Origin of the sequence: Actinopolyspora sabaoui, from assembly GCF_051225635.1 — a bacterium.
In the GTDB taxonomy this organism is placed as follows: domain Bacteria; phylum Actinomycetota; class Actinomycetes; order Mycobacteriales; family Pseudonocardiaceae; genus Actinopolyspora.
Genome location: NZ_JBMIHH010000010.1, coordinates 174,607 through 199,034, shown reverse-complemented (window position 1 = coordinate 199,034; position 24,428 = coordinate 174,607). Strand labels below are relative to the sequence as shown.

The window sequence follows — 24,428 nt, the reverse complement described above, 5'->3', positions numbered from 1 at the left end:
TGATGACGAAACAGGAAGAATCGGGCCGGCGGGACAACGACCCGAGCGGGTTTCTCACGGCCATCGCCGAACGTGTGCTCGTCGGGGACGGCGGCATGGGTACGGCGCTGCAGGAGCACGACCTGACCCTGGAGGACTTCAACAACCTCGAAGGTTGCAACGAGATCCTCAACGAGACGCGCCCCGACGTCGTGCGCTCGGTCTACCGGGGCTTCCTGAAGAACGGCTCGGACGCCATCGAGTCGAACACGTTCGGCTGCAACCTGCCGAACCTCGGTGAGTACGGGATCGAGGACAGGATCCGGGACCTCTCCGAGAAGGGCGTGGCGCTGGCCAGGGAGTGCTGCGACGAGTACTCCACGCCGGAGAAGCCGCGTTTCATTCTGGGGTCGATGGGACCGGGTACCAAGCTGCCCACCCTGGGACACGCGCCGTACGCCGACCTGCGGGACGCCTATTACGAGCAGGTACTGGGCATGCTCGACGGCGGAGTCGACGTGATCCTGGTCGAGACCTCGCAGGACCTGCTGCAGACCAAGGCGTCCATCGTCGCGGCCAAGCGCGCGATGGCCACGCAGCGGAAGTGGGTTCCGATCATCGCCCACGTCACCGTGGAGCAGACCGGCACCATGCTGGTCGGTTCCGAGATCGGCGCGGCGCTGACAGCGCTGGAGCCACTCGGCATCGACATGATCGGCATGAACTGCGCGACCGGGCCCGCCGAGATGAGCGAGCACCTGCGGGTGCTGGCCGATCACGCGCGGGTGCCGATCTCGGTCATGCCGAACGCGGGCCTGCCGGAACTGGGCCCCAACGGCGCGGTGTACCCCCTGCAGCCCGCTGAGCTGGCCGACGCGTTGGTCGACTTCGCCAACAACTACGGCGCGCGGCTGGTCGGTGGTTGCTGTGGTGTGACCGGCGAACACGTTCGCCAGGTCGCCGAGGCCGTCTCGCCCCTCAATCCCCCCGAGCGGACCCCCGAGATCGTTCCTTCGATCTCCTCGATGTACCAGGCGATCCCGTTCGAGCAGGAAGCCTCGCTCCTCAACGTCGGTGAGCGCACCAACGCCAACGGTTCCAAGGCGTTCCGCGAGGCGATGCTGGAGGAGCGCTACGAGGACTGTGTCGAGATCGCGAAGGGGCAGACACGCGAGGGCGCGCACATGCTCGACCTGTGCGTGGACTACGTGGGCCGCGACGGCACCCACGACATGCGTGAGCTGGCCTCTCGGCTGGCCACTGCCTCAACGCTGCCGGTCATGGTGGACTCCACCGAGGCCGAGGTCATCGAGGTCGGTCTGGAGCACCTCGGCGGTCGGTGCGCGATCAACTCGATCAACTACGAGGACGGCACCGAGGAGGGCGGTCGCTACGACCGGGTCATGAAGATGGCCGTCGAGCACGGCGCCACCGTGGTGTGCACCTGCATCGACGAGGAAGGCCAGGCCCGCACCGCCGAGTGGAAGCTGCGGGTGGCCGAGCGGATCATCGAGGATCTGACCCAAAACTGGGGTCTGGACAAGTCCGCGATCATCATCGACCTCCTGGTGTTCCCGATCACCACCGGTCAGGAGGAGGTCCGGCAGGACGCCATCGAGACGATCAATGCCATTCGGGAGCTCAAGACGCGGCACCCGGAGGTGCAGACCACGCTCGGTCTGTCCAACGTCTCGTTCGGTCTCAACGCCGCGGCCCGTCAGGTACTCAACTCGGTCTTCCTCAACGAGTGCCGGGAAGCCGGTCTGGACAGTGCCATCCTGCACGCGTCCAAGATCCTGCCGATGAACAAGATCGACGAGGAATCTCGCCAGGTCGCGTTGGACCTCGTCTACGACCGGCGGACCGAGGCCACCGAGACCGAGGACGCCTACGATCCGCTGCAGAAGCTGATGGCCCTGTTCGAGGGCAAGTCGGCCGAGAGCACCGGTTCCTCCAAGGCCGAGGAGTTGGCGGCCCTGCCGCTGTTCGAGCGGTTGGAGCAGCGCATCGTCGACGGCGAGAAGAACGGCCTGAATGCCGATCTCGACGAGGCGATGCAGGAGAAGAAGCCGCTCGAGATCGTCAACGACACGTTGCTGTCGGGGATGAAGACGGTCGGTGACCTCTTCGGCGCGGGCCAGATGCAGCTGCCGTTCGTGCTGCAGGCCGCCGAGATCATGAAGACCGCGGTGGCCCACCTCGAGCCGCACATGGAGAAGGACGACTCGGGCGGCAAGGGCAGGTTGCTGCTGGCCACGGTCAAGGGCGATGTGCACGACATCGGCAAGAACCTGGTCGACATCATCGTGTCCAACAACGGCTACGAGGTGGTCAACATCGGCATCAAGCAGCCGATCAACACCATCCTCGAAGAGGCCGAGAAGAACAACGTCGACGCGATCGGCATGTCCGGACTGCTGGTCAAGTCCACGGTCATCATGAAGGACAACCTGGAGGAGATGAACTCCAGGGGAATCGCGGAGAAGTACCCGGTTCTGCTGGGTGGTGCCGCTCTGACCAGGTCCTTCGTCGAGAACGATCTCGACGAGATGTACCAGGGCGACGTGCGTTACGCCAAGGACGCCTTCGAGGGACTCAAGCTCATGGACCGCATCATGCAGTCCAAGCGCGGTGAGAACCCCGAGGAGGACGAGGCGGAGCAGGCCAAGAAGGCCGAGCGCAAGGCCAGGCGCGAGCGTTCCAACCGGATCGCGGAGAAGCGCAAGGCCGAGCAGGGGCCGGAACCCGACGAGCGCGACGACAGCGTCCGCTCCGACGTCGACGCCGATGTCCCGGTTCCCACGCCGCCGTTCTGGGGCGCCAAGGTCGTCAAGGGGCTTTCCAGCAACGAGTACCTCGCGCTGCTCGACGAACGTGCCACGTTCTTCGGACAGTGGGGGCTGCGCGGAGCCAAGAAGGGCCAGGGGCCGAGCTACGAGGAGCTCGTCGAGAGTGACGGCCGTCCCCGGCTGCGCGCCTGGATGGACGAGCTCGCGACCAAGGGCATCCTGCAGCACGCGGCACTGGTCTACGGCTACTTCCCGTGCGTGTCCGAGGGCAATGACCTGATCGTGCTCGACAAGGATTCCCCGGACGCTCCGGAACGGTTCCGGTTCAACTTCCCGAGGCAGAAGCGGGACCGCAGGCTGTGCCTGGCCGACTTCTACCGCTCCAAGGAGAAGGCCGAGGCCACCGGCCAGGTGGACGTGTTGCCGTTGCAGCTGGTCACGATGGGGCAGCCCATCGCCGACTACGCCAACGAACTGTTCGCCGCCGACGCCTACCGGGACTACCTGGAGATCCACGGTCTCGGTGTGCAGCTGACAGAGGCGATGGCCGAGTACTGGCACCGTCGCATCCGTCGCGAGCTGCAGTGGTCCTCCGGTGAGACGGTCGCCTCCGAGGACCCGGACAACGTCGAGGAGTTCTTCAAGCTCGGCTACCGCGGTGCCCGGTTCTCGCTCGGCTACGGTGCTTGCCCCGACCTGGAGGACCGCGCCAAGATCGTCGAGCTGCTCGGCGCGGAGAACATCGGCGTGGAACTCTCGGAGGAGTACCAGCTCCATCCCGAGCAGTCCACCGACGCCATCGTCGCGGTCCACCCCGAGGCCAAGTACTTCAACACCTGACAGGCGGCAGGCGCGACACTAGGCCGAAAGCTGCCCGATAGAGGAAAACGAGGAAGGGAAAACATGAGCCCGAAGTTGCAGAAGGCTGGAGATATCGAGTTCGCCATCGCGGATCCGAAGCTGGCTGAGTCCGGCCGTCACCAGATCCGTCTGGCCGAACACGAGATGCCGGGCCTGATGGCGACTCGCCGGGAGTACGCGGACAGCAAGCCGCTCAAGGGTGCGCGTATCGCGGGTTCGTTGCACATGACGGTGCAGACCGCCGTGTTGATCGAGACGCTGGTGGAGCTGGGCGCCGAGGTACGCTGGGTGTCCTGCAACATCTTCTCCACCCAGGACGAGGCCGCCGCGGCCGTCGTGGTCGGCCCGAACGGCACGCCGGACAAGCCCGCCGGTGTCCCGGTGTTCGCCTGGAAGGGTGAGACGCTGGAGGAGTACTGGTGGTGCACCAACCAGCTGTTCCAGGGCTTCTCCAACAACCAGGGCCCGAACATGATCCTGGACGACGGTGGCGACGCCACCATGCTGGTCCAGAAGGGCGTCGAGTTCGAGACGGCCGGTGCCGTGCCGCAGCCGACCGAGGACGACCCGGACGAGTTCAAGGTCGTGCTCTCGGTGCTGCGCGAGAGCCTGGCCAACGACAAGCAGCGGTTCACCAAGGCCGCCAAGGAGATCAAGGGCGTCACCGAGGAAACCACCACCGGTGTGCACAAGCTCTACGAGCTCGTCAAGTCCGGTGACCTGCTGTTCCCGGCGATCAACGTCAACGACTCGGTCACCAAGTCGAAGTTCGACAACAAGTACGGCTGCCGCCACTCCCTGGTCGACGGCATCAACCGTGCCACCGACGTGCTCATCGGCGGTAAGGTCGCCGTCATCTGCGGCTTCGGTGACGTCGGCAAGGGCTCGGCCGAGTCGCTGCGTGGCCAGGGCGCCCGGGTCATCGTGACCGAGATCGACCCGATCTGCGCGCTGCAGGCCGCGATGGAGGGCTACGAGGTCAAGACGATGGAGGAGGTCGTCGACACCGCCGACATCTTCATCACGACCACGGGCAACTTCGACGTCATCACGGCCGAGCACATGAGCCGGATGAAGCACAATGCCATCGTGGGCAACATCGGCCACTTCGACAACGAGATCGACATGGCCGGTCTGGAGAAGACCCCCGGCATCACCAAGACCGAGATCAAGCCGCAGGTGCACGAGTTCACCTACCCCGACGGGCACGCCGTCATCGTGCTGTCCGAGGGCAGGCTGCTCAACCTGGGCAACGCCACCGGGCATCCGAGCTTCGTGATGTCGAACTCGTTCACCAACCAGACGATCGCCCAGATCGAGCTGTTCAACAAGACCGACGAGTACGACCGCGACGTCTACATGCTGCCGAAGCACCTCGACGAGAAGGTCGCCCGGCTGCACCTGGACGCGCTCGGCGTCAACCTCACCAAGATGACCAAGGCCCAGGCCGAGTACATCGGTGTGGACGTCGAGGGGCCGTACAAGCCGGAGCACTACCGCTACTGATCCGGCTCGGTCAGCACACTGCTGCGGTCCGGGGCGGCCACTGCCCGAGGTGGTGGCCGCCCCGGTCTACCGACCGGAACGGCCCCCGCTGCCGCTGTCGGGGCGACAGCTCCCGGCGGGGGCCGTTTCCGGGCCGGTGAGAACAACACGAGGAGGCCAGAACGTGACCCGGGTCGTGGACCGGCTACAGCCGGGCAGGACCGTGTTCTCGGTGGAATTCTTCCCGCCGCGTAACGACGACGAAGAGCGGATCCTCTGGAAAGCCGTGCGCGAGCTGGAACCGCTGGACCCCGCCTACGTGTCCGTCACGTACGGCGCGGGAGGCTCCAGCAGGGACCGCACGATTCGCACGGTCGGGCGTATCGCCCAGGAAACCACCATGCTGCCGATGGCGCACCTGACCGGTGTGGACCATTCCAAGGACGAGCTCCGGCACGTCGTCGGATCGTTGGCGAGCGAGGGTATCCAAAACATTCTGGCTATCCGGGGAGATCCACCCGGTGATCCGATGGGGGAGTGGGTTCCGCATCCGGACGGGATCCTCTACGCCGACGAACTGGTTCGGCTGGTTCGTTCCTGCGGCGATTTCTCGGTCGGCGTCGCAGCCTTCCCGCACATGCATCCGCGTTCGACGGACATCGAGACCGAGACCGATCACCTGGTCAACAAGATCAGGGCGGGATCCGACTTCGCCGTGGCGCAGCTGTTCCTGCAGCCGGAGTACTTCCTGCGGCTGCGTGACAGGCTCGCTGCCCGCGACTGCCACGCCCCGCTCCTGCCAGGGGTGATGCCGATAACCACGCCGAAGGTGCTGAGCAAGTTCCAGCATCTGGCGGGTCTCCCCGTGCCCGCCGAGGTATCCAACGTGCTGGACCCGTTGGTCGACGACCCGAAGGCCTTCCGCGCGGCGGGAATCGAGCTGAGCACCAAGCTGTGCGAACGCCTGATCTCCGAAGGGGTACCCGGCCTGCACTTCTACAGCCTCAACCGGGCCAAGGCCACCCGCGAGGTGGTGGACAACCTCGGGTTGGCAAAGGGAGTACTGCAGCCGGCCTGAGTCCTCCCACCACGGTGTTTCCCTCCGTCAGGTGCCGTCGTCCCCCGCGCGGGGGACGACGGCACCTTTCGTCTCACGGGAATTCGCTCTCCCCTCGACCAGTCTCGAGGAGTTCCCGTCGCGGAGCGCCCTCGCGGCCCGCGGCAGGATCGTCCCGTCGGTTGCGGGAAAGCTCCGATGCCGAAACGTGTTATTCCGTGTTCCTCAGGTGATCGCCGTCTCGTGGACAGTCGTCGTCGAGCCGGTGATCACGTCCCGGTTACCTTCCCACTGTTCCATCGATGAGTTCCCGGAAACCGACACGGGAGGATTCGATGAACCGCGAGTCCGAACCAGCCACGTCCCACCTCAACCGCCGCCGCTTCCTCGCCGCCACCGGTCTCGTCGGAGCCACCGGAGCGTTGCAGGCACTGATGAGCAACACCGCCGCGGCGGCCGGTCCCGGGCGCGGTGAGCGCAGTATCCGTGCCGCGGCCAACGGCGGCTACGGTGCGCTGCAACCGGCACCGCCCCACGGAGACCTCCTGCTGCCCGCGGGGTTTTCCTACGTCGCGTTCGGTGAGACGGGCAGCACCATGCGGGACGGCCTGGCCACACCATCACGCCACGACGGTATGGCGGCGTTCGCCGGTGAGGACGGCACCGTCCGACTGATCCGCAACCACGAACAGAGCAACGGGTTCGCCTTCGCCCAACCCAGCTACGACTCCTTCGGCGCGGGCGGCACCACCACGCTCGTCTTCGACCCGGCCGGGATGCGACTCGTCGAGTCCTTCGCCACGCTGGCCGGGACGGTGCGCAACTGCGCGGGTGGTCCGACCCCCCACGGATCCTGGCTGTCCTGTGAGGAGACCTTCACCGGCCTCGACCAGAGCAATCCGCACGGCTACGTCTTCGAGGTTCCGGTGGATGCCGAGGGGCCGGTCGAGCCGGTTCCGTACCCGGCCATGGGAAGGTTCACCCACGAGGCGGTCGCCGTGGATCCGGCCACCGGGATCGTCTACGAGACGGAGGACCGCGGCAGCGCCGGGTTCTACCGGTTCGTTCCCGAAAACCCCGCCGAGCTGAGTGCGGGCGGTAGGCTGCAGATGCTGGCGATAGCCGGGCAGCCCCGCTACGACACCCGTAACGGGCAACAGCCGGGGCAGGCACTGCCCGTGGAATGGGTCGACATCGCCGACCCCGACCCGGACAGCGATGATTCGCTGGCGGTGTTCTACCAGGGCAGGGAACAAGGTGCGGCCGTGTTCGCCCGATTGGAGGGTGCCTGGTTCGGCGACGGCTCGGTGTTCATCAACTCCACCAGCGGTGGCGACGCCGGTCTCGGCCAGGTCTGGCAGTACCGCCCCGACGGGGATTCCGGTGGCGAACTCCTGCTGGTCTACGAGTCCACCGACCCCGAACTGCTGGAGAGCCCGGACAACCTCTGCGTGTCCCCGAACAGCGGCGGTCTGGTGCTCTGCGAGGACGGCGGTGGCTCCGACATGCTGCGCGGAGTCACTCCGGGCGGCGAGATCTTCGACTTCGCCGCGTTGAACAACTCCAACACAAGTGAGCTGGCCGGTGCCACCTTCAGCCCGGACGGCAACGTGCTGTTCTTCAACGTTCAGTCGCCGGGCGTGACCTACGCCGTCACCGGCCCGTGGGGTGCCGGAGCGCTCTGATTCGGCAGCCGCGCGGAGCCTCGTCCCTATCGGTCCTCGAGCGGGGCCGGTAGGGACGCCTCGGGAGACCGCGAACGGTTCGGGGCGGGCGGCTCATCCACCCGCCCCCAGCTGTTTCAGCAGCCAGGTGCCGTCCGAGCAGACCCAGTAGGCCACGAACCTCCCGTCGTGGAACCGGAGTATGTCGTTGCCCGCGAACTCCACCTCGGTGCCCGGCGCCGCCGTGGCACCGGGCATGCCGCCCGCGTAGGTTCCGTTGCCGATCCATCGCGCGCTCAGCAGGTCGCCTTCCACGATCGGTCCCACCTCGAGCGTGAATCGAAGTCTCTCGAACGGTTGCCTGCCCAGTTCCACCAGCTTCGCCGCACCTGCCGGCCCGCTCAGCTCCCGTCCGGTGCCGGGGCGGATCTCACCGTGATGGATGGCGAAGTCCTGGCTGACGATCTCCCGCGCCACACGGTGGTCCCCGGCCCACAGCTCGTGCAGCCAGCGTCGGTACAAGTTCTTCGCCGTTTCGCGCAATGTTTTCTCCCACGACGTGTTCGTCCGGTTCGGGAAGGGGGGTCAGAGCATGTCGAGCGCCGTTCGTTCGATGCTGTCCTCGTCCAGCAGTACGTGATAGGCCGCCTCGCCGAGCGGGACGAAGCTGTCGGCGCTGCTGACTCGCCGTACGGTGCCGGTGAACCCGGCGTCGATCAGTGCGGTGATCACACGCTCCGAGATGCCGCCGGAGGCCCTCGTCTCGTCGGCGACCAGCACCCTGCCGCTGGCCTCGGCCGCCAGCGACAGCTGGTGCCGGGGCAGTGGCGCCAGCCAGCGCAGGTCCAGCACGCGCACCCCCACCCCTCGTTGCCGCAGCCGATGCGCCGCACGCAGACTCATCGCCAACCCGTTGCCCGAGGTGACCACGGTCAGGTCCGAGCCGTAGACGTACTCGGCCGCCGTGCCGATCGGGACGTGTCCCCGGGTGCCGGTGGGGAACTCGGTCGTCCAGCCACCGTCGCCCGCTTCGTGCAGATCCCGCGTGTGGTAGAGCGCGATCGGTTCCAGGAACAGGCACACCCGCCCGTCCACCTCGGCCGCCGCGAGACAACTCCGCAGCATCGCGGCCGCGTCGTCCGGCCTCGCCGGTGAGGCCACCACCACGCCGGGGATGTCCAGCAGTGCGGCCACACTGTTGTCGTTGTGGAAGTGCCCGCCGAAACCCCGCTGGTAGGCGTAGCTCGGCACGCGCACCACCATCGGGTTGCTGTACCGCCCGTTGGAGAAGAATCCCGTCGTGGCCGCTTCCCCGCGAATCTGGTCCGCGGCGTTGTGCAGGTAGGCCAGATACTGAATCTCGGGAATCGGGAGCATTCCCGCCAATCCCGCTCCGAGGGCGGTGCCGAGGATGCTCTGCTCGTCCAGCAGGGTGTCGAACACCCGCGCACCGCCGAATTTTCGGTGCAGGCCGCGGGTTACCCCGTAGACTCCGCCCTTGCGGGCGACGTCCTGGCCGAAAACCAGCGATCCTTCGTTGTGCGCCAGCTCCTCGGAGAGCGCGCGGTTGATGCTCTGGGCCAGCGTCAACGGAGTCCCGTTCTCCGACGGCGCGGCACCGGAGATCGTTGCCCGCTCGCTCGATTCAGCGGTGACCAGCCGCACTCGTTCGGCGATCCGCTCGGGGCGGTCGCACGCGATCGAAGCGCGTACCTCCGTCGAACTCGCCAGCTTGCGTTGGCCGAGAGCCCGTTCCGCGGTCTCGGCGACCTCGGCGCGTTTGGCCTCGTAGCGGTCGATCACCTGCCGCGCGTCCAACACACCGTGGTTGACCAGTGCTTCGGCGGTGCCCAGCAGCGGATCCCGCCGGTAATCGGCGGTGATGTCCTCGGGGCTGCGGTAGCCGGTTTCCACATCGGAGCCCGCGTGTCCCATGAGACGCACCGTGCGCAGCCGCAGCAGAGCGGGGCGGCGGTGGGTACGGACCCAGTTCGCGGCGCGTTCCGCCACCGCCAGGCACTCCAGCGGATCCCTGCCGTCCGCGTCGAACCAGGTCAGTTCGGCACGTGTGCTCAGTGACCGCTGTATCCAACCGTCCGGGGTGGACACGCTGATCCCGATCCCGTTGTCCTCGCACACCAACAGCAGGGGCAGGGGAATGTGCTGGTAGGCGCAGTGCGCCGCGGTGTTCAGCGCTCCGGCCGTGGTGGAGTGGTTCGCCGAGGCGTCGCCGAAGCTGCACACCACCACCGAGTCCCGCGGCCACTCCGTCCGCAGCCCCAGCTTCGTGGCGCGTTCGATGCTGAAGGCTAGTCCCACCGCCCGTGGCAGGTGCGAGGCGATCGTCGAGGTCTGCGGCACGATACTCAACTCGCCACGCCCGAACACCTTGTGCCTGCCCCCGGCGATCGGTTCCGAGGCGGCTGCCACGACCCCGAGCAGCACGTCCCACAGTGGTGCGACGTTCGACACTTCGGCGGCTCGACGCAGGTAGAACCCACCGGAGCGATAGTGCAGCAGCGCCGGATCCGTGGTGCGCAGCGCGGCGGCGACGGCGGCGTTGGACTCGTGCCCGGCGGAGCCGATGCTGTAGTAACCCACACCCCGAGCTCCCAGCTCACGCGCTGCCAGATCCAGGTGTCTGCTGCCGAGTTGGCTGTCGAAGAGTTCGAGCAGTTCCCGTCCGGTCCGAGCGTCGCCCTCCTCCGCCGGACTCCGGGGAACGTGTCCTTCCACCGGCCACGCGGCCACCTCCCGCAGGAAGTTGTCGTCGACCGGTTCGGTTCGCGGTGTTCGCCGATTCAATGTCGTTTCCGATCCCGCCGTGAACTCCGATGTGGAAAACTCCGGTGCGTGGGGGCTCTCATCCGGGTGCGGCCCACCTCTCGGCCAGTGCCGCACAGGATTTCGCCAGTCGCTCCAGTGCCAGCGGCAGCAGCGGGTTGGTGTTGTGCTGCCGGTAGATCACCTGGACCCGCCGGTGCGGTTGTCGTCCTGCGATCGGTTTGACTCCGACGTCCTCGTCACCGACGGCCATGGCCGGCAGCAGGGCGGGACCGAGGCCACGGGCGACCAGGTCGCGTATCACCTTGTAGTCGTTGCTGCGGAACACGATGTTCGGAACGAAGCCCGCCGCGGCCGCCAGCCGCACCAGCACGCGTGCCCCGGCGGTGTCGTCCCGGGTGCAGGTCCACGAGTCCGCGGTGAGTTCGTCCAGGCGCACCGCTTCCCGCGCCGCCAGTGGGTGTTTCGCCGGTAGGCAGAGCCGGAGCGGCTCGGCCAGCAGCTCCTCGACACGGAGCTCCGCGGGCCAACTGCGGGGGTCGAGATCGTACTCGAACACCACGGCCGCGTCCACGTTACCGTCGAGAACCTCCCCGATGACCTCGTCCGGTTCCCCCTCGTCGAGCTGCACCCGGGCGTTCGGGCGCTCGGCCACCACGGCAGCCAGCACGTCCGGAAGCAGCCGCGCGTTGGCGGTGGCGAAGCCTGCCAGCCGCAGACTTCCGGTCTCCCCTACCGCCACTGATCGCATCTCGCGCTCGATGGCTTCCAACTCCCCGAGCACTTCCTTGCTGCGCTGTGCCAGGCGTTCGGCCAACGGAGTGCACCGGATGCTGCGCGCGGTCCGTTCGAACAGGCTCGCGCCGAGAGCGCGCTCCAACAGCACCATCTGCTGTGACACGGCCGAGGAGGTGTAGCCGAGGACTCGACCGGCTTCGGCGAACGAGCCGGTTCGTACGCATTCTCTTAGGGTCCGCAGGTGTATCGGATTGAGCACGTTGCCTTCTCGGTAGGACTGCGTCGACTCGAGCTGTTCCACGTGCGGGTGGCGGTACCTCCCGCACGTTGTCGCTCGTTGGTTCCGGTCACGAGCAGCGGCCCGTGGGCTCACCGGTGCCCGCGCAGCTCCGTGGGCAGCCGGTAGTCGAGCTGTGGTTCCACGGCTCCGACGTCCATCTGCGCCTTCTGCAGCTTGCCGGAGAAGTCCCAGTTCAGCGACTGCCACCGGGTGAACTGGTCGATGACCCACATACCCGAGAGCCTGCTACCGTTGCCGGACTTGCCGTTACCACCGAACGGCAGGTGTGCCTCCGCCCCCGAGGTGGAGTTGTTGGCACTGACCATGCCCGCCGTGATTCCCTCCCGGAACCGGAACGCCGTCCCGGGGTCGGTGGTGTAGACGGCGGCGGAGAGCCCGTAACCGGGCATGTTGCCCAGTTCGATGGCTTCTTCCAGGGTGTCGAAGGTGGTGACCCCGACCATCGGACCGAAGGTTTCCCGCTGGAACAGCACGTCCTCGGTGCGCAGCCCGTCGATCAGCACGGGGTGGTAGTACAGTCCCGTGGAGTGGTCGCCGCGGAAGCCCTTGCGGGGGTTGGAGTCGGTGATGCGCCCCGTGGCTTCCGAGCCGAGTACCCGATGGTGCGGTCCTATCTCCTCGAGGAAGCTTTCGAACCTGTCGGCGAACTTCCGGTCCAGCATCGGGCCGTACAGCACTTCCTGGGTCGGGTTACCGATCGTGGCTTCCCGCAGTGCCGCGTCCAACCGCGAGACGAACTCGTCGTGTACGTCCCGGTGCACGATCAGATTGCCGAGCGAAGTGCAGCGTTGTCCTCCTGTTCCCCACCCGGAGAACAGTGCGCCCTCCACAGCCAGATCCAGCTCCGCGTCGGGGGCCACCACCATCGGGTTCTTGCCGCCGAGCTCCAGGCAGGGGGTCTGCAGGTATCTGCCGCAGAGTTCGCCGATGTCACGACCGACGTCGCTGGAACCGGTGAAACCGACCTTGTCCACCGCGCCGTCCTCCAACGCGGCCCGCAGCCCCTCGTAGGTCGGTTGTCCCTCCGCGTAGACCAGGTTCAGCACGCCTTCGGGGACTCCGGCGCGCCATGCCAGCTCCGCGAGTGCGCGGGCGGTGGCCGCCGCGTATTCGGCGGGCTTCCACACCACCGCGTTGCCGCAGACGAGGGCGGGCGCCAGGTACCAGGAGGGAACCGCGACCGGGAAGTTGCCCGCCGTGACCACGGCGGCCACACCTACGGGTGCGCGGAACGTGAAAAGCTGTTTGTCGGGCATTTCGGAGGGGACGGTCTGGCCGTACAGCCTGCGGCCTTCCCCGACGAAGTAGTCGCAGGTGTCGATGATCTCCTGCACTTCGCCGAGTGCTTCCGTGTACGGCTTGCCGATCTCGCGGGTAACCAGGCCGGCGAGGGCCTGCTTGTTCGACTCGACGAGCCTGCCGAAACCGGCGACGACGCGGCCGCGGACCGGTGCGGGTACGCGCGACCATTCCCGCTGTGCGTGTTTCGCCCGCCTCGCGGCCGCGAGGAACGTCTCAGGACCGTCCAGTTCGACGCGCGCCACCACATCGTCCAGTTCCGCGGGGTTCCGCGAAAGGTACTGGCCGTGTTCTCCGCGCGGCGTCGTGTGCTCAGCGGTCTCTCCCGCCTGCTCGGGAGAACCGATCACCGAGCGGCACGTCGTAGCCTCCACCTGCGCACCCCATTCCTGCCGGTGTGTTCTGCACTTCCGGGAGGGGAAGCGTCCACGCTCCCGGTACCGCCACCGTAGACCGTGTGCCCGGCGAGGTAGAGGACTTGAAGCACGACTCCTGTTCGTGTCGAGCGACAGCAGAGCTTGCGCTCCTCGGGGCAATGCAACAGTGAAGCTGGTGTGCCTCCTGATTCGCCGCCACGCAGTCCGCTCTCGTCGGTGACGGATCTTCAGCGGCGACAACAGCAGCTGTAGTTTCAGTTTTTAATGAAATAAAAGGTTCATCGAACAACCGCCGGCACGAACGGGCCGGAAGAAGAACCGCACAAGAACGAGGCGGAACTCGGACGAAGACGAAAACCGGGCCGCTGGGAGCGGGTGGAGTCGACATCGTTCGCCAGGCCGCGCGGCTCAGGCCCCAACGGGCGTTGTCCGTCCGGGCGGACAGCGCCCGGGCTCACCCGCGGGCGTCGTGCACCACCCTGCCGTCGACCACGGTCAGGTCCACACCGACCTCACCGATCTCGCGGGACGGCAATTCGAACGGATTCGCGTCGAGCACGGTCAGATCGGCGCGTTTGCCCGCCGTGATCGATCCGGTGTGCCGCTCCAGCCGGTGAACCCGAGCGCTGCCGATCGTCGCGGCGGCCAGAGCCTCGGAGAGTGTGATCGCCTCTCCGGCGAGCAGCGGTGGCTCGGTGTCCGCGAGCGCGGTGCGGTTGACGGCCACGTGTATCGCCCTCATGGGGTCGAGCGTCGAAACCGGCCAGTCACTTCCGATGGCCAGCAGCGTCCCCGTGGCCAGCAGCGAGCCGAACGGGTACTGCCGCGTGTACCGAAGCGGACCCAGGTAGGGAGCGGTCAGCTCCGTCATCGCCGCGTCGTTGTGCGCCCACTCGGCCTGGATGTTGGCCGCTACGCCGAGCTCCGCGAATCGGGTCAGGTCATCCGGGTGTACCACCTGTAGGTGGGCGATCTGGTGCCGGTTTCCATTGTCGCCGTTCGTGCCGCGTGCCGTGGCGACGGCATCCAGCGCCTGCCGGACGGCGCGGTCCCCGACCGCGTGAAAGTGCACCGCGAAGCCCACCTCGTCGAGCGCGCGGACCGCTTTGTTCAGCTCGGGGGAGCCGAGATACGAGATGCCGCTGCCGTGCCCGTGCAGGTACGGGTGCAGCATCGCGGCCGTGAAGTTCTCGCAGACTCCGTCCAGCATGATCTTGACCGAGTCGGTGCGCAGGCCCTCGCCGCGTGCTGCCCCGGCTCGCCCGAGAAGTTCGGGGATCTGTTCGGTGCCGCGTTGCCTGTCCCACCACAGCGAACCGGTCACCCGTCCGCTCAACAGGCCTTCGCCGTGCAGTGCTCGATAGTACTCGAACGGATCCGGATAGTTCAGATATTGACCGAGTATGGCGTCGTGCCAGGTCGTCACCCCGTGCGCGTGCAGGCTGCGTTGGCCCGCCAGCAGGGCACGCAGGTATTCGTCCCGGTCGCTTTCCGGAACGTGTCGGCTCACCAGCTCCACCGCGCTCTCGTGCAGCGTTCCCTGGGGAGTGCCGTCCCGCTCGCGTTCGATGCGGCCCCCGGGAGGGTCGGCGGTGTCCCGCTCGAGGCCCGCCGCACGCAGGGCCGCGCTGTTGGCCCAACCACTGTGCTGGTCCTCGCTGGTCAGCAGGGCCGGATGTCTGCCCGTCACTCGGTCCAGGCTTTCCCGGTCCGGACAGCCGCCCGGGAACAACGCCATTTCCCAGCCGCCGCCGAGTATCCACTCCGCTCCGGGGTTCGCACTGGTGTACTCGGCGATCCGCCGCAGGCACTCCGCGCGCCCACCGCTGTCGGTCAGGTCGCATCTGACCAGCTGCAGGCCGCCGTAGAGTGGGTGCACGTGGGCGTCCTGCAGCCCGGGCAACAGCAGCCTGCCGCGCAGATCGACGATCTCGGTACTTTCGCGGCGCAGCTCCTCGACCTCGGTGCGTCCCAGGGCGAGAATCCTGCCGTCGCCCACCGCCACCGCGTCGGTGAACGGCCGCGTGCGGTCCATGGTCGCCACCGGGCCACCCAGGTACACGGTGTCGGCGGTGATCATCAGCGGTTCTGTTCCGCCGTGATCACCGAAACCGCCAGTTCGCGGGCCTCGTCGTCCACGTAGGGGAGTTGGAATTCACGTTCGCGGATGTGTTCCACCAGTTCCGGTTGCGGGGCCAGTTCGTGGGTGCGCAGGTAGTAGCCAACGGCTCCCGGCCAGATCCAGCTTCCGTCGGTGTGAAACGTCATGGGAACAGCGGCCTTGCCGTACGGATCGAGCCGGTCGCTGTCGTAACCGCGTGCCGCGAGGACCACGGGTGCGCGTTCGAGGTACTCCAGCACTCGGTCCCGGTCTTCCGGGGGGAGCGCGCCGCGGTTCGTCACTGGGCGTCCCACGGCGTCGGTGCCGTCGAACACGTCGGCTCTGTGCAGTTGTTCCGGGCTCGTGGCTGCCCCGGGAGTGCTCAGCCCGGCTCGTTCGGCGAGCCAGCCGGGGATGTTGTGCGTCGCACGTGGATACCGGCTCAGCTCCGCGGCGAACTCGGTGTGTGGGGGTTCCTGTTCCCAGGCGGGATTGTGGTCGCCGTTGAAGTCGACGCTGTAACTGGCCGGTCTGCTGAGTCGGTAGGTGGCGCTGACCCACGTGCCCCGCTGCGGCTGGTACATCCCGTGTCGCAGCTCGGCGAACAGCTCGCCCACTCGGGATGTCATGGCGACCGGGATTCCCGTACCGTTGGGTGCGATCAATTCCGCGGCCAGTTCGCGGTACGAACCGACGGCGCGGTACCGCACACTCACTTCCTGCCAGCCGGGTGGCAACGAGTGCACGATTTCCCGACCGATTCGCTGGATCATTTCCTGTTGCCCGTGTTGATCCAACATTCCCGGCGTTTCGGTCTCGCCGGGGTCCCGCGGTGGTTCCGGTTGGCTCATACCTGCATCCTCCCGGTCTGATGGCCGAATTTGGCCGCTCCCGCGATTTCGCGACTGGTACTCGGAGCGCGGTGGTGGGAGACGACTCCGACACAAGCCTAGTAGTGCGTTCTTCCGGTTCGGGCCAGTCGTGCGAGTGCGCAGCCCGGCCGGTGGTGTGGTGTGGTGGCGTCGCGTCGCCACGCGTGCGCCCCGGCCGGTGGTGAGTTGTTTCGGCGCGTCGGACGGTCGGAGTCTCGCCGGGGGTCGGCAGCGCGGCTCGTGCCCGTGAGCAACGCTGTTTCGGGGGAGGAAAGCGAGCCTTGCCTGTCTCGAAGACTCTCAGTAGTCGAAATGGCCGTTCGAATTCATCCGTGTCGACGATGTTCGAAGCGGTAAGGTGCTGGGTGCTGCTGTCGATCGCGGTGCGAGGTCCCTGTGCCGTTGCGTGTGTTCGTAACCGGAGCCACCGGTGTGATCGGGCGACATCTGTTGCCGATGTTGGCGGAACGTGGCCACCGAGTGACCGCTCTGCTCGACGAAGCCGGGGAAGAACCCCGTGAGGGGGTCGAGACAGGCGTGTTCGGTGATTTGTTCGACTATCCGGCCCTGCGTGGTGTGTTGCGAGCGGCTTCGCCCGATGTCGTGCTGCAACTGGCCGGCCTCGACGGGATGGACAGTGACGAGGCGTTGCGGCGTACTGTCCGGTTGCGCGAGCAGGGGACCCGGAATCTGGTGGCCGCTTCCATCGATGCGGGGGTGCGTCGTGTCGTAACGCGCAGCTCAGCCACGGCGTACGCCCCGCAGGGGCACGAAGTCGCCGACGAACAGAGCCCGCTGTTCACCACCGCCCCGGACGAATGGGGGGCGGCCTGCCGTGCCGTGGAGGAGATGGAACGGATTCTGCTGCAGGAGTCGCACATCGAGGGTGTGGCCCTGCGGTTCGGTGCGCTCTACGGGGCCGACACACCGTTCGCCGAAGCCGGGAAGGTCCATCGGCGTGTGCTGGGCAGCTCCCTGCCGCTCGTCGAGGGTGGGGAGGGAATCACGTCGTTCACGCATGTGGAAGACGCGGCCGCGGCAGTGTTCGAGGTCTTGGACGATGTCGAACCGGCCGCGTACAACGTGGTGGACAACGAGCCGGCTGAAAGTGGGGAATGGTTGCCCGCCTACGCACGTCTGATCGGGGGGCCCGAGCCGGTTTCGCTGACGTTGGAGCAGGCCAGGCAGCAGTTGGACTGGGCGACGGTGCACTTGTTGACCGAACAGCGCGGGGCCAGCAATTTCCGCTTCAGGGAGGTCTCGGGGTGGCGGCCCCGCTGGCCGACTTGGCGAGAGGGGCTGGCCGGCCTTTTCGGGCTCTGGCCCGTCTGAACACCGTCGCACGACGGTTCTCGCGCTTCTGGTCGTCTGTGAACTGACGGACGATACGTTCTCGGAGAGTTGTTCCGGGATCGAGCGGGGCTCAGCCGTGCTCGTACTCCTCGTCCTCGGGCACCACCATGTGCTGTTCGGCGAGGTCGGCCGGGTCGGCGTCGGACAGTGTGTTCCCGGCGAACGGTTCGTCGGGTTCCGTGGGGCCCTCGGCCCCCTCCCCGTACTGTTCCGCCTGCTCGGCGGCGTCCCATTCCGGAGTCTCGAAATTCGTCAACGTCGCTCCTAACCGATGGTGTCGTCTCACCAGTGCCGTCCCGGGCCGCGTGGCCGGAAACCGCGCCTCGCCCCGAACGGTGACTCCCGAACCCGGCCGGCTGCCGTGCCTGTCCGGCAGTTCCGCACGTCCGGCATGGCCTGCCTGTTCAGTCCAGCGGGGGGAAGTGCGGATCACGGTATCGTCGCTGGTCGCGGCTTCGGAACAAGTGGGAGTCGCCACGCAACGCCGTGATCATGCGAGATCCGGCGTCGGAGGCGGCCGTCTCCAGCCCCGTGTCCAACCCACTGTAGACCTGCTGTTTGATGGCCGCCATCGATTCCGGGGAGCACTCCCTGGCCAGGGTGGCGGCGTACTCCATCGCCTCCGACAACACCCGATCACTCGTGACGAGTCGGTCCGCCAGCCCCAGCTGTTGAGCCCGGTTACCGTCGAGTGTCCGCGCGGACAGCAACAGATCCATGGCTGTGCCGAGCCCGACCAGTTTCGGCAGCAGCCATGCCAGGCCGTGTTCGGCCACGATTCCGTCCCGGCTGAATGCCGTGGTGAAGCCCGCCTCCGGAGCAGTGAACCGGACGTCGGTGAACAGCGCCGCGGCCAGGCCTGCCCCCGAAGCGACCCCGTTGATCGCCGAGATCACCGGTTTGCGCAACCGCATGCTCAGGCTCAACCGCCGATGCGTGTCGGCGGCCCCGATGTGTTCGTCGTTCGACAACGCCGTGATGTCGGATCCGGCGCAGAACCCGCTTCCGGCCCCGGTGAGCACCACGACCCGCACCGAGGTGTCACGCTCGGCCCGTTCGAGCAGTTCGCAGTAACGTCGTTGCATCGTCGGCGTCCAGGCATTGAGCTGTTCCGGACGGTTCAACGTCAACAGCAGTACCGTCTCGTGCTGTTCGGCAAGGACCTCGTCGGTGTCTGACATGTGATCACCTCCGCCGGGACTGGCTGGAAGTTACCCAGCTATGCGAAGTATCACAAGTCCGTTACCTCCGGTCGGGTGACTCGAGGCCGTTGGCTCTCGAAGCGCGAGACGTTCGTCGCGGGCAACCCGGTTCGCTGACCGGATCAACCGACAGCGCGTCCGGCGTAGTCGGGGAGGGGTTCCAGGAGTTCGCCCGCTTTCGTGGCCACGTGTTCCGGCATCGGAGTCGCGCGCCCCGACTCGGTGTCCACGTGCAGTGCGAGGAGCTCCTCGGTGGCAGCCAACACCCCGTCGACGGTCATCTCGTGGCACAGCCGCAGCTTCTTGCCTCGGGCCGCGACGATCCTGCTGGTGACCGTCAGTTCGCTGTCCGGGCCGACCTCGTTCAGGTAACGCACGTGCGCCTCCACGGTGTACAGCGAACACTTCGCGCTTTCGCGGTACTCGGAGTCGACTCCGATGGTCTCCAGCACCACGTCGGTGGCGAAACCGAAAACCAGAACGTAGTAGCCCTCACTGAGGTGTCCGTTGTAGTCGATCCATTCCGGCCGGACGTGGTGTCGCGAGAGTACGCTCAATTCTGCTCCCCCCGGATCCCTCGGACGGCACGCAGCACCGCGATGATCGCCCGGTCGCGTTCGTCCACCAGGTCGGCGATCCCGCGGTCTCCCGCCGACCGCTCACAGCCGTCGACCATCGCGTCGCGCAGTTCCGTGGTGAGTTCCGGGGCTTGTAGCCTGGTCCAGGGTGATTTCAGCGACGGTCCGAAGTGGTCCAGCATGTGTGCCATGCCGCCTTCACCGCCTGCCAGGTGGAAGGTCATGCAGGGGCCGAACAGCGGCCAGCGCAGTCCGGGGCCCTCGGTGATCGCGGTGTCGATCTGTTCCACCGTGGCTTCCCCGTTGTCGAGCATGTGCAGTGCCTCGCGCCAGATGGCCTCCTGCAGCCGGTTCGCCACGAAGCCGGGGACCTCCCGATCCATGGTGATGACCGACTTGCCGGTGAGTTCGAAGAATTCCGAGGCCCAACGAGTGGCCCACTGTTCGGTGCGTTCGCCGCCGACCACCTCGACCAGCGGGATCAGGTAGGGCGGATTGAACGGATGCCCGACGACCAGCCGACTCGGGGCGGAACAGTCGCGCTGCATGTCGCTCATCTCGTAGCCCGAGGTCGACGACGAGATCACCACTCCTTCGGGAGTGGCGGCATCGATACGCGCCAGTAGGTCCCGCTTGAGCTCCAGGTCCTCCGGTGCGCTTTCCTGCACGAACTCGGCTTCGGCCACGGCCTGTTCCAGTGTGGCCGCCACCGTCAGGTTCGCGCGGGTGGCTCCATCGGCCAGTCCGAGCTCGCGCAGGGCGGGCCAGGCCGAGTCGACCAGGCGGCCGAGCCGTTCTGCCGCGTCCTCGGCCGGGTCCCAGGCGACGACCCGGTAGCCGCGAGCGAGGAAGTGCGCGACCCAGCCGCCGCCGATCACGCCTGCTCCGATGCAGGCCACGGTGGCCACTTCGCCGGGGGGTGTGGGCTGTTGACTCAACTGTTTCCTCCGTGTGGGGGCGTGCTGTCCGCCGGGATTGGGCTGTCCGTCGGGGGTAACGGGGGTCAGCTCCGCAGCCCGAGTTTGCGCCTCGCCTGATCCGGGGAGGCCACCTTGCCGCCCATGCCCTCCAGGATCGTCACCGCGCGCTCCACCAGTGCGGCGTTGCTGGCCTTGACGCCCTTGCTCAGGTAGAGGTTGTCCTCCAGGCCCACGCGCACGTGCCCGTTGAGCACGGCCGACTGCGCCACCCACGGGAGCTGGTTACGGCCGATCGCGAAGCTGGCCCAGTTGGAGCTCTGGGGGAGCATGTTGACCATCGCCTGCAGCACACCCGGCTCCGCCGGTGCGCCGTAGGGGATGCCCATGCAGAACTGGAACAGGGCGGGTGTGTCGATCAGCCCCTCGGATATGAGGTTGTTCGCCAGCCACAACTGGCCGGTGTCGAAGACCTCGAGTTCCGGTTTGACCCCGAGTTCCTGGATGCGCTTGGCCCCGGCACGCAGCATGTCCGGAGTGCTGATGTAGAGCTGGCTGCCGTCGCCGAAGTTGAGCGAGCCGCAGTCCATCGTGCAGATGTCCGGCAGCAGTTGCTCGACGTGGGGCAGCCTGTCCAGGCCGTTGACCAGATCGGTGCCGTCGACCGGTTTGAGCGGGTCCTCCTGGTCGATGAACAGGTCCCCGCCCATCCCGGCGGTCAGGTTGATCACCACATCCGTTCCCGTTTCGCGGATGCGCCGGACGACTTCCGCGTAGAGCTTGTTGTCCCGGGACGGTTCGCCGGTTTCCGGATCGCGTACGTGGATGTGCACCACGGCCGCCCCCGCCTCGGCCGCCGCCACGGCGGATCGAGCGATCTGTTCCGGAGTCACCGGAACGTGCTCACTCTTGCGAGGAGTGTCACCGGCGCCGGTCAGCGCCGCGGTGATGATGATCTCGTCCTGCATCCTCGTCACCTTTCGCAGGTAGGGCAGCCTTCACCGGATCGCGGGGGCATGACGCGATCGGTGAACGACAGCGGTTGTTAAGGGGGTCGGAATTCCTCAGTCGCGGACGATTTCGCGGTCCACGAAATCGCGCAGTACTTCGCGCATCCCCGCCACACTGCGTCCGGGACGGTCGGTGATGACCTGGATGCCGAGCCCGTCGATGAGTGCGGTCAGGGTCATGGTCAGCTCCTCGGGATCGGTGTCGACGAACACACCTTGCTGCTGACCTTCCCGGATCGTGCGTGCGATGGTGTCGTGCCAACGCTCGTAGGAGTCGCTGTGCAGCACCCGCAGTTCCGGACGTAGCGTGCTTTCGTTCCAGATCTGCATCCACACCGACCACTCCAACCTGAGTAGTCCCGGCGTGGGCAGTTGCAGGTCGACCAGTCGCAGCAGCCGTTGGTAGGCGTCGGTGATCGTGTGCAACTCGGCGACCTGCCGGTCGAAGGCCAGCCGTACCGAGTAGCGCAACGTTTCCGTCAGCAGATCGTCCCTGCCCGGAAAGTAGTAGTGGATCGTGGCCGCACTCGTGCCGCAGGCCTGTGCGACATCGGAGATCCGCACCGAGTGGTAACCGCGCTCCGCGATCAGGTGCCAGGCCGCGTCGAGGATCTGCTGATACCTCCCGGCCTCCCCGGGAAAACCGTTTTCGGAGTCCACGCGCGCGCTGTGCCGTGGCACAGCGGCCACCGTCTCCACCTCGTCGCTGCCGTTGATCAACCAGTTCACGGTCACGTTGCCCGTTTCCGCGATGCGGGTCAGTTCGGACGGGGTGAACCGTCTGGTTCCGGACAGCGACTTGGACAGCTTGGTGGCATCCAGCCCGATCCGCTCGGCGAAGGCGCGCTGGCTCAGCGGGTTGTCCCGCAAGACCTTGCGGACCCGGTCACGAAGCTCGGCCGTGGATTCCTGCACGATGCCGAAGCATACCAATGGCATTGCGATTATCGCAACAATGGGTCGGGTGTTGCGATTTCGATCTTTCCGCTCAGTGCCGATGACGAGTGCTCATTGTCTCTATGAACAGCGAAAATAAAATCAGTCCTTGACTCTTCTCGGGGAGTCGGTCCAGGGTTATACCTCGTTGAATGACTGGCACGTCAGTTGAATCGCAACGTTTCGCGTCGGTGACTCCCGCCGCTGCCCGTTAGGTGCCGAGGCGGAGCCCGGAAACCGGACGTTGCCGAGCCCGGTGGCGAGCGCATCCGAGCACCATTCGTGATGCCCGTCGACAACCCCGAGTGGTCGACACCACCGAGTACGTGCCTACGCAGCGGCCGGCGCGCGTGATCCTCCGTGCCCGTCGCAGGACTTTGGAGGTGCTTTCGTCATCGCTGCCACAACCGGATCGGTGCGGGTGGACAGACGGGTGTTCTGGTGGTCCCTGCTGTTGGTGGGGGTCATCTGCGTACCGGTGATGATCGCGCCGGAACGTGGTCAGCAGGCCTTGGACGCCGTGTTGGGCCTGTTGACCGGTCAGTTCGGGTGGCTGTACCTGTGGTTCGCCATCGCGGTGTTCGGCTTCCTGGTGTGGCTGGGCTGCAGCCGGTACGGCAAAGTGAAGTTCGGCACCGAGCAGGACAAGCCGGAGTTCTCCACGCTGAGCTGGCTGGCGATGATCTTCACAGCCTCGATCGGCGGCGGCATCATGTACTGGGGGGTCATCGAGTGGGCCTACTACTACAACGATCCGCCCATGCAGCTGCGGTCGGGCAGTGTCGAGGCGGCGCACTGGGCCGCTACCTACCCCATGTTCCACTGGGGGTTCACGGCCTGGGGACTGTTCTGTCTGCCCGCCCTGGCGCTGGCCTACGTCTACCACGTGCGCAAGCAGCGCACCCTACGCCTCAGTGACGCCTGCCGCGGCGTACTCGGAAAGCACGCCGACGGCTGGATCGGCCGTGTCATCGACGTGCTGTTCATCTTCGGTCTCGTGGGTGCGGCGGGAACATCACTGGGGCTCGAGGTGCCAATGGTCTCCGGCGGACTCGCCGAGATCACACCCCTCCAGCCCGGCATGGTGCTCGACGTCGCGGTGATCGTGGTGTGGACCCTGCTGTTCGGCGCCAGTGTGTTCCTCGGATTGCAGAAGGGGCTGCGCAGGCTCGCCGACATCAACATCTGGCTGGCCTTCGGGCTCGGCGCCTTCATCCTCGTGATGGGGCCCACCGTTTTCATGATCGACACGTTCACGAACAGTGTCGGTATTCTGCTCCAAAATTTCGTGGAGATGAGCTTCTACACCGATCCGGTCGGCGGTTCCGGGTTCGAGGAGGACTGGACCGTCTTCTACTGGGGTTGGTGGATCTCCTACGCGCCCTTCGTGGGACTGTTCGTGGCCAGGATCTCCAAGGGCCGCACCATTCGGGGGATGATCGCCGGAATGTGCCTCGCGGGCAGCGCCGGATGCTGGGTCGCGTTCGCCCTGCTGGGTAACACCGCGATGTTCTACCAGATCGCCGACATCGTGCCGGTCGCCGACATCGTGCGGTCGCAGGGCAATGTCGCGGGCACCATGGCCGCGCTGTCGCAGCTGCCGTTGGGCACGCTCGTGCTCGCGGTGTTCGTGCTGCTGGTGGTGCTGTTCCTGGCCACCACGCTGGACTCCTCTGCCTACACCATGGCTGCCGTGTCCTCCCGCGAATTGCCCCGGGGAGCCGATCCCGCCCGCTGGCACCGGGTCTTCTGGGCGGTGGTGCTGGCCGCCGTCTCGATCGCTCTGATGTACGCGGGCGGCCTCGAGGCGCTGCAAACACTGTCGATCATCACCGCCTTCCCACTCATCTTCGTACTGGCGCTGGTCGCGGAGTCCCTGCGGCGGTGGCTCAAGGCCGACCACGGAAGTGGCGGCGCCGCGAGTGACTCCGTCGGAGCCGACAGCTCTTCCGGGGCCGTCCCGCGGTCGGAGTTCCCGGCCGCCACCGAGGAACCGGACGAGGAGCACCCCGTGTCAGCCACCAGCCGGTGAGAGCTCCGGCTTCGTCCCGGGCTCGGTTCGTCCCCGGGACGGGGCGGGGCTCCCGACCTCGTCGGGCGGGCTTCGCCGGGACGTGATGAGGTG

General features: G+C 66.7%; 18 protein-coding genes. 6 read left to right on the top strand and 12 right to left on the bottom strand.

From position 1 onward, the window contains the following. The first annotated feature begins 2 nt into the window (after positions 1–2). The 4 genes from metH to ACOQFL_RS18910 all read left to right on the top strand — a co-directional run bounded on the left by metH (position 3) and on the right by ACOQFL_RS18910 (position 7,856). Positions 3–3,608, top strand: a complete 3,606-nt coding sequence (gene metH, locus ACOQFL_RS18925) for a methionine synthase (RefSeq protein ID WP_435545516.1) — start codon at positions 3–5, stop codon at positions 3,606–3,608. A gap of 63 nt (positions 3,609–3,671) precedes the next feature. Then, entirely contained in the window at positions 3,672–5,135 is a 1,464-nt protein-coding gene (gene ahcY / locus ACOQFL_RS18920; protein WP_435545515.1) for an adenosylhomocysteinase, read from the top strand. Between the two features lie 163 nt (positions 5,136–5,298). Next, the gene (locus tag ACOQFL_RS18915; RefSeq protein WP_435545514.1) at positions 5,299–6,192 is read left to right on the top strand and encodes a methylenetetrahydrofolate reductase; all 894 of its coding nucleotides are present in this window, start codon (positions 5,299–5,301) and stop codon (positions 6,190–6,192) included. 314 nt (positions 6,193–6,506) lie between these two features. Beyond that, a complete protein-coding gene (locus ACOQFL_RS18910; RefSeq protein WP_435545513.1) occupies positions 6,507–7,856 on the top strand; it encodes an alkaline phosphatase PhoX in 1,350 nt (449 codons plus the stop codon). A 93-nt stretch (positions 7,857–7,949) separates the two neighbouring features. Here ACOQFL_RS18910 and ACOQFL_RS18905 read toward each other — a convergent pair whose 3' ends face one another. The 6 genes from ACOQFL_RS18905 to ACOQFL_RS18880 all read right to left on the bottom strand — a co-directional run bounded on the left by ACOQFL_RS18905 (position 7,950) and on the right by ACOQFL_RS18880 (position 16,286). Continuing rightward, the gene (locus ACOQFL_RS18905; RefSeq protein ID WP_435545512.1) at positions 7,950–8,378 is read right to left on the bottom strand and encodes an ester cyclase; all 429 of its coding nucleotides are present in this window, start codon (positions 8,376–8,378) and stop codon (positions 7,950–7,952) included. A gap of 42 nt (positions 8,379–8,420) precedes the next feature. Beyond that, positions 8,421–10,640, bottom strand: coding sequence for a thiamine pyrophosphate-dependent enzyme (locus ACOQFL_RS18900; RefSeq protein WP_435545511.1), 2,220 nt, complete (start codon positions 10,638–10,640; stop codon positions 8,421–8,423). A 58-nt stretch (positions 10,641–10,698) separates the two neighbouring features. Further along, positions 10,699–11,658: a LysR family transcriptional regulator gene (locus ACOQFL_RS18895; protein WP_435545510.1), complete on the bottom strand. Its 960-nt coding sequence runs from the start codon at positions 11,656–11,658 to the stop codon at positions 10,699–10,701. A gap of 68 nt (positions 11,659–11,726) precedes the next feature. Further along, complete coding sequence (locus ACOQFL_RS18890) at positions 11,727–13,205, bottom strand: aldehyde dehydrogenase family protein (protein ID WP_435545551.1); 1,479 nt, start codon at positions 13,203–13,205, stop codon at positions 11,727–11,729. 583 nt (positions 13,206–13,788) lie between these two features. Next, a complete protein-coding gene (locus tag ACOQFL_RS18885) occupies positions 13,789–15,414 on the bottom strand; it encodes an amidohydrolase (RefSeq protein WP_435545509.1) in 1,626 nt (541 codons plus the stop codon). Then, the gene (locus tag ACOQFL_RS18880; protein ID WP_435545508.1) at positions 15,414–16,286 is read right to left on the bottom strand and encodes a hypothetical protein; all 873 of its coding nucleotides are present in this window, start codon (positions 16,284–16,286) and stop codon (positions 15,414–15,416) included. Before ACOQFL_RS18880 ends, ACOQFL_RS18885 begins: the two co-directional genes overlap by 1 nt. Before the next feature lie 417 nt (positions 16,287–16,703). Here ACOQFL_RS18880 and ACOQFL_RS18875 point away from each other — a divergent pair, with 417 nt between their 5' ends. Next, on the top strand, positions 16,704–17,639 hold the full coding sequence (locus ACOQFL_RS18875) for an NAD-dependent epimerase/dehydratase family protein (protein WP_435545507.1): 936 nt from the start codon (positions 16,704–16,706) through the stop codon (positions 17,637–17,639). A gap of 91 nt (positions 17,640–17,730) precedes the next feature. Here ACOQFL_RS18875 and ACOQFL_RS18870 read toward each other — a convergent pair whose 3' ends face one another. The 6 genes from ACOQFL_RS18870 to ACOQFL_RS18845 all read right to left on the bottom strand — a co-directional run bounded on the left by ACOQFL_RS18870 (position 17,731) and on the right by ACOQFL_RS18845 (position 22,306). Then, on the bottom strand, positions 17,731–17,916 hold the full coding sequence (locus ACOQFL_RS18870; RefSeq protein WP_435545506.1) for an Rv3202a family protein: 186 nt from the start codon (positions 17,914–17,916) through the stop codon (positions 17,731–17,733). Between the two features lie 148 nt (positions 17,917–18,064). After that, the gene (locus ACOQFL_RS18865; protein ID WP_435545505.1) at positions 18,065–18,841 is read right to left on the bottom strand and encodes an enoyl-CoA hydratase-related protein; all 777 of its coding nucleotides are present in this window, start codon (positions 18,839–18,841) and stop codon (positions 18,065–18,067) included. Positions 18,842–18,984: 143 nt separating this feature from the next. Then, entirely contained in the window at positions 18,985–19,419 is a 435-nt protein-coding gene (locus tag ACOQFL_RS18860; RefSeq protein WP_435545504.1) for a thioesterase family protein, read from the bottom strand. Beyond that, positions 19,416–20,378: a 3-hydroxyacyl-CoA dehydrogenase NAD-binding domain-containing protein gene (locus ACOQFL_RS18855; protein WP_435545503.1), complete on the bottom strand. Its 963-nt coding sequence runs from the start codon at positions 20,376–20,378 to the stop codon at positions 19,416–19,418. Before ACOQFL_RS18855 ends, ACOQFL_RS18860 begins: the two co-directional genes overlap by 4 nt. 65 nt (positions 20,379–20,443) lie before the next feature. Continuing rightward, positions 20,444–21,325: a beta-keto acid cleavage family enzyme gene (locus ACOQFL_RS18850; protein ID WP_435545502.1), complete on the bottom strand. Its 882-nt coding sequence runs from the start codon at positions 21,323–21,325 to the stop codon at positions 20,444–20,446. Positions 21,326–21,421: 96 nt separating this feature from the next. Beyond that, positions 21,422–22,306: a TetR/AcrR family transcriptional regulator gene (locus ACOQFL_RS18845; protein ID WP_435545501.1), complete on the bottom strand. Its 885-nt coding sequence runs from the start codon at positions 22,304–22,306 to the stop codon at positions 21,422–21,424. 412 nt (positions 22,307–22,718) lie between these two features. On the opposite strand from ACOQFL_RS18845, the gene ACOQFL_RS18840 reads away from it, so the two are divergent. Continuing rightward, positions 22,719–24,335, top strand: a complete 1,617-nt coding sequence (locus tag ACOQFL_RS18840) for a BCCT family transporter (protein ID WP_435545500.1) — start codon at positions 22,719–22,721, stop codon at positions 24,333–24,335. The last annotated feature ends 93 nt before the right edge of the window (positions 24,336–24,428 follow it).

Excerpts from the sequence above, each read along its gene's own strand:
- metH (WP_435545516.1), top strand. The coding sequence starts at position 3 with ATGACGAAACAGGAAGAATCGGGCCGGCGGGACAACGACCCGAGCGGG.
- ahcY (WP_435545515.1), top strand. The coding sequence starts at position 3,672 with ATGAGCCCGAAGTTGCAGAAGGCTGGAGATATCGAGTTCGCCATCGCG.
- ACOQFL_RS18910 (WP_435545513.1), top strand. The coding sequence starts at position 6,507 with ATGAACCGCGAGTCCGAACCAGCCACGTCCCACCTCAACCGCCGCCGC.
- ACOQFL_RS18885 (WP_435545509.1), bottom strand. The coding sequence starts at position 15,414 with ATGATCACCGCCGACACCGTGTACCTGGGTGGCCCGGTGGCGACCATG.
- ACOQFL_RS18880 (WP_435545508.1), bottom strand. The coding sequence starts at position 16,286 with ATGAGCCAACCGGAACCACCGCGGGACCCCGGCGAGACCGAAACGCCG.
- ACOQFL_RS18865 (WP_435545505.1), bottom strand. The coding sequence starts at position 18,841 with ATGTCAGACACCGACGAGGTCCTTGCCGAACAGCACGAGACGGTACTG.
- ACOQFL_RS18850 (WP_435545502.1), bottom strand. The coding sequence starts at position 21,325 with ATGCAGGACGAGATCATCATCACCGCGGCGCTGACCGGCGCCGGTGAC.
- ACOQFL_RS18845 (WP_435545501.1), bottom strand. The coding sequence starts at position 22,306 with ATGCCATTGGTATGCTTCGGCATCGTGCAGGAATCCACGGCCGAGCTT.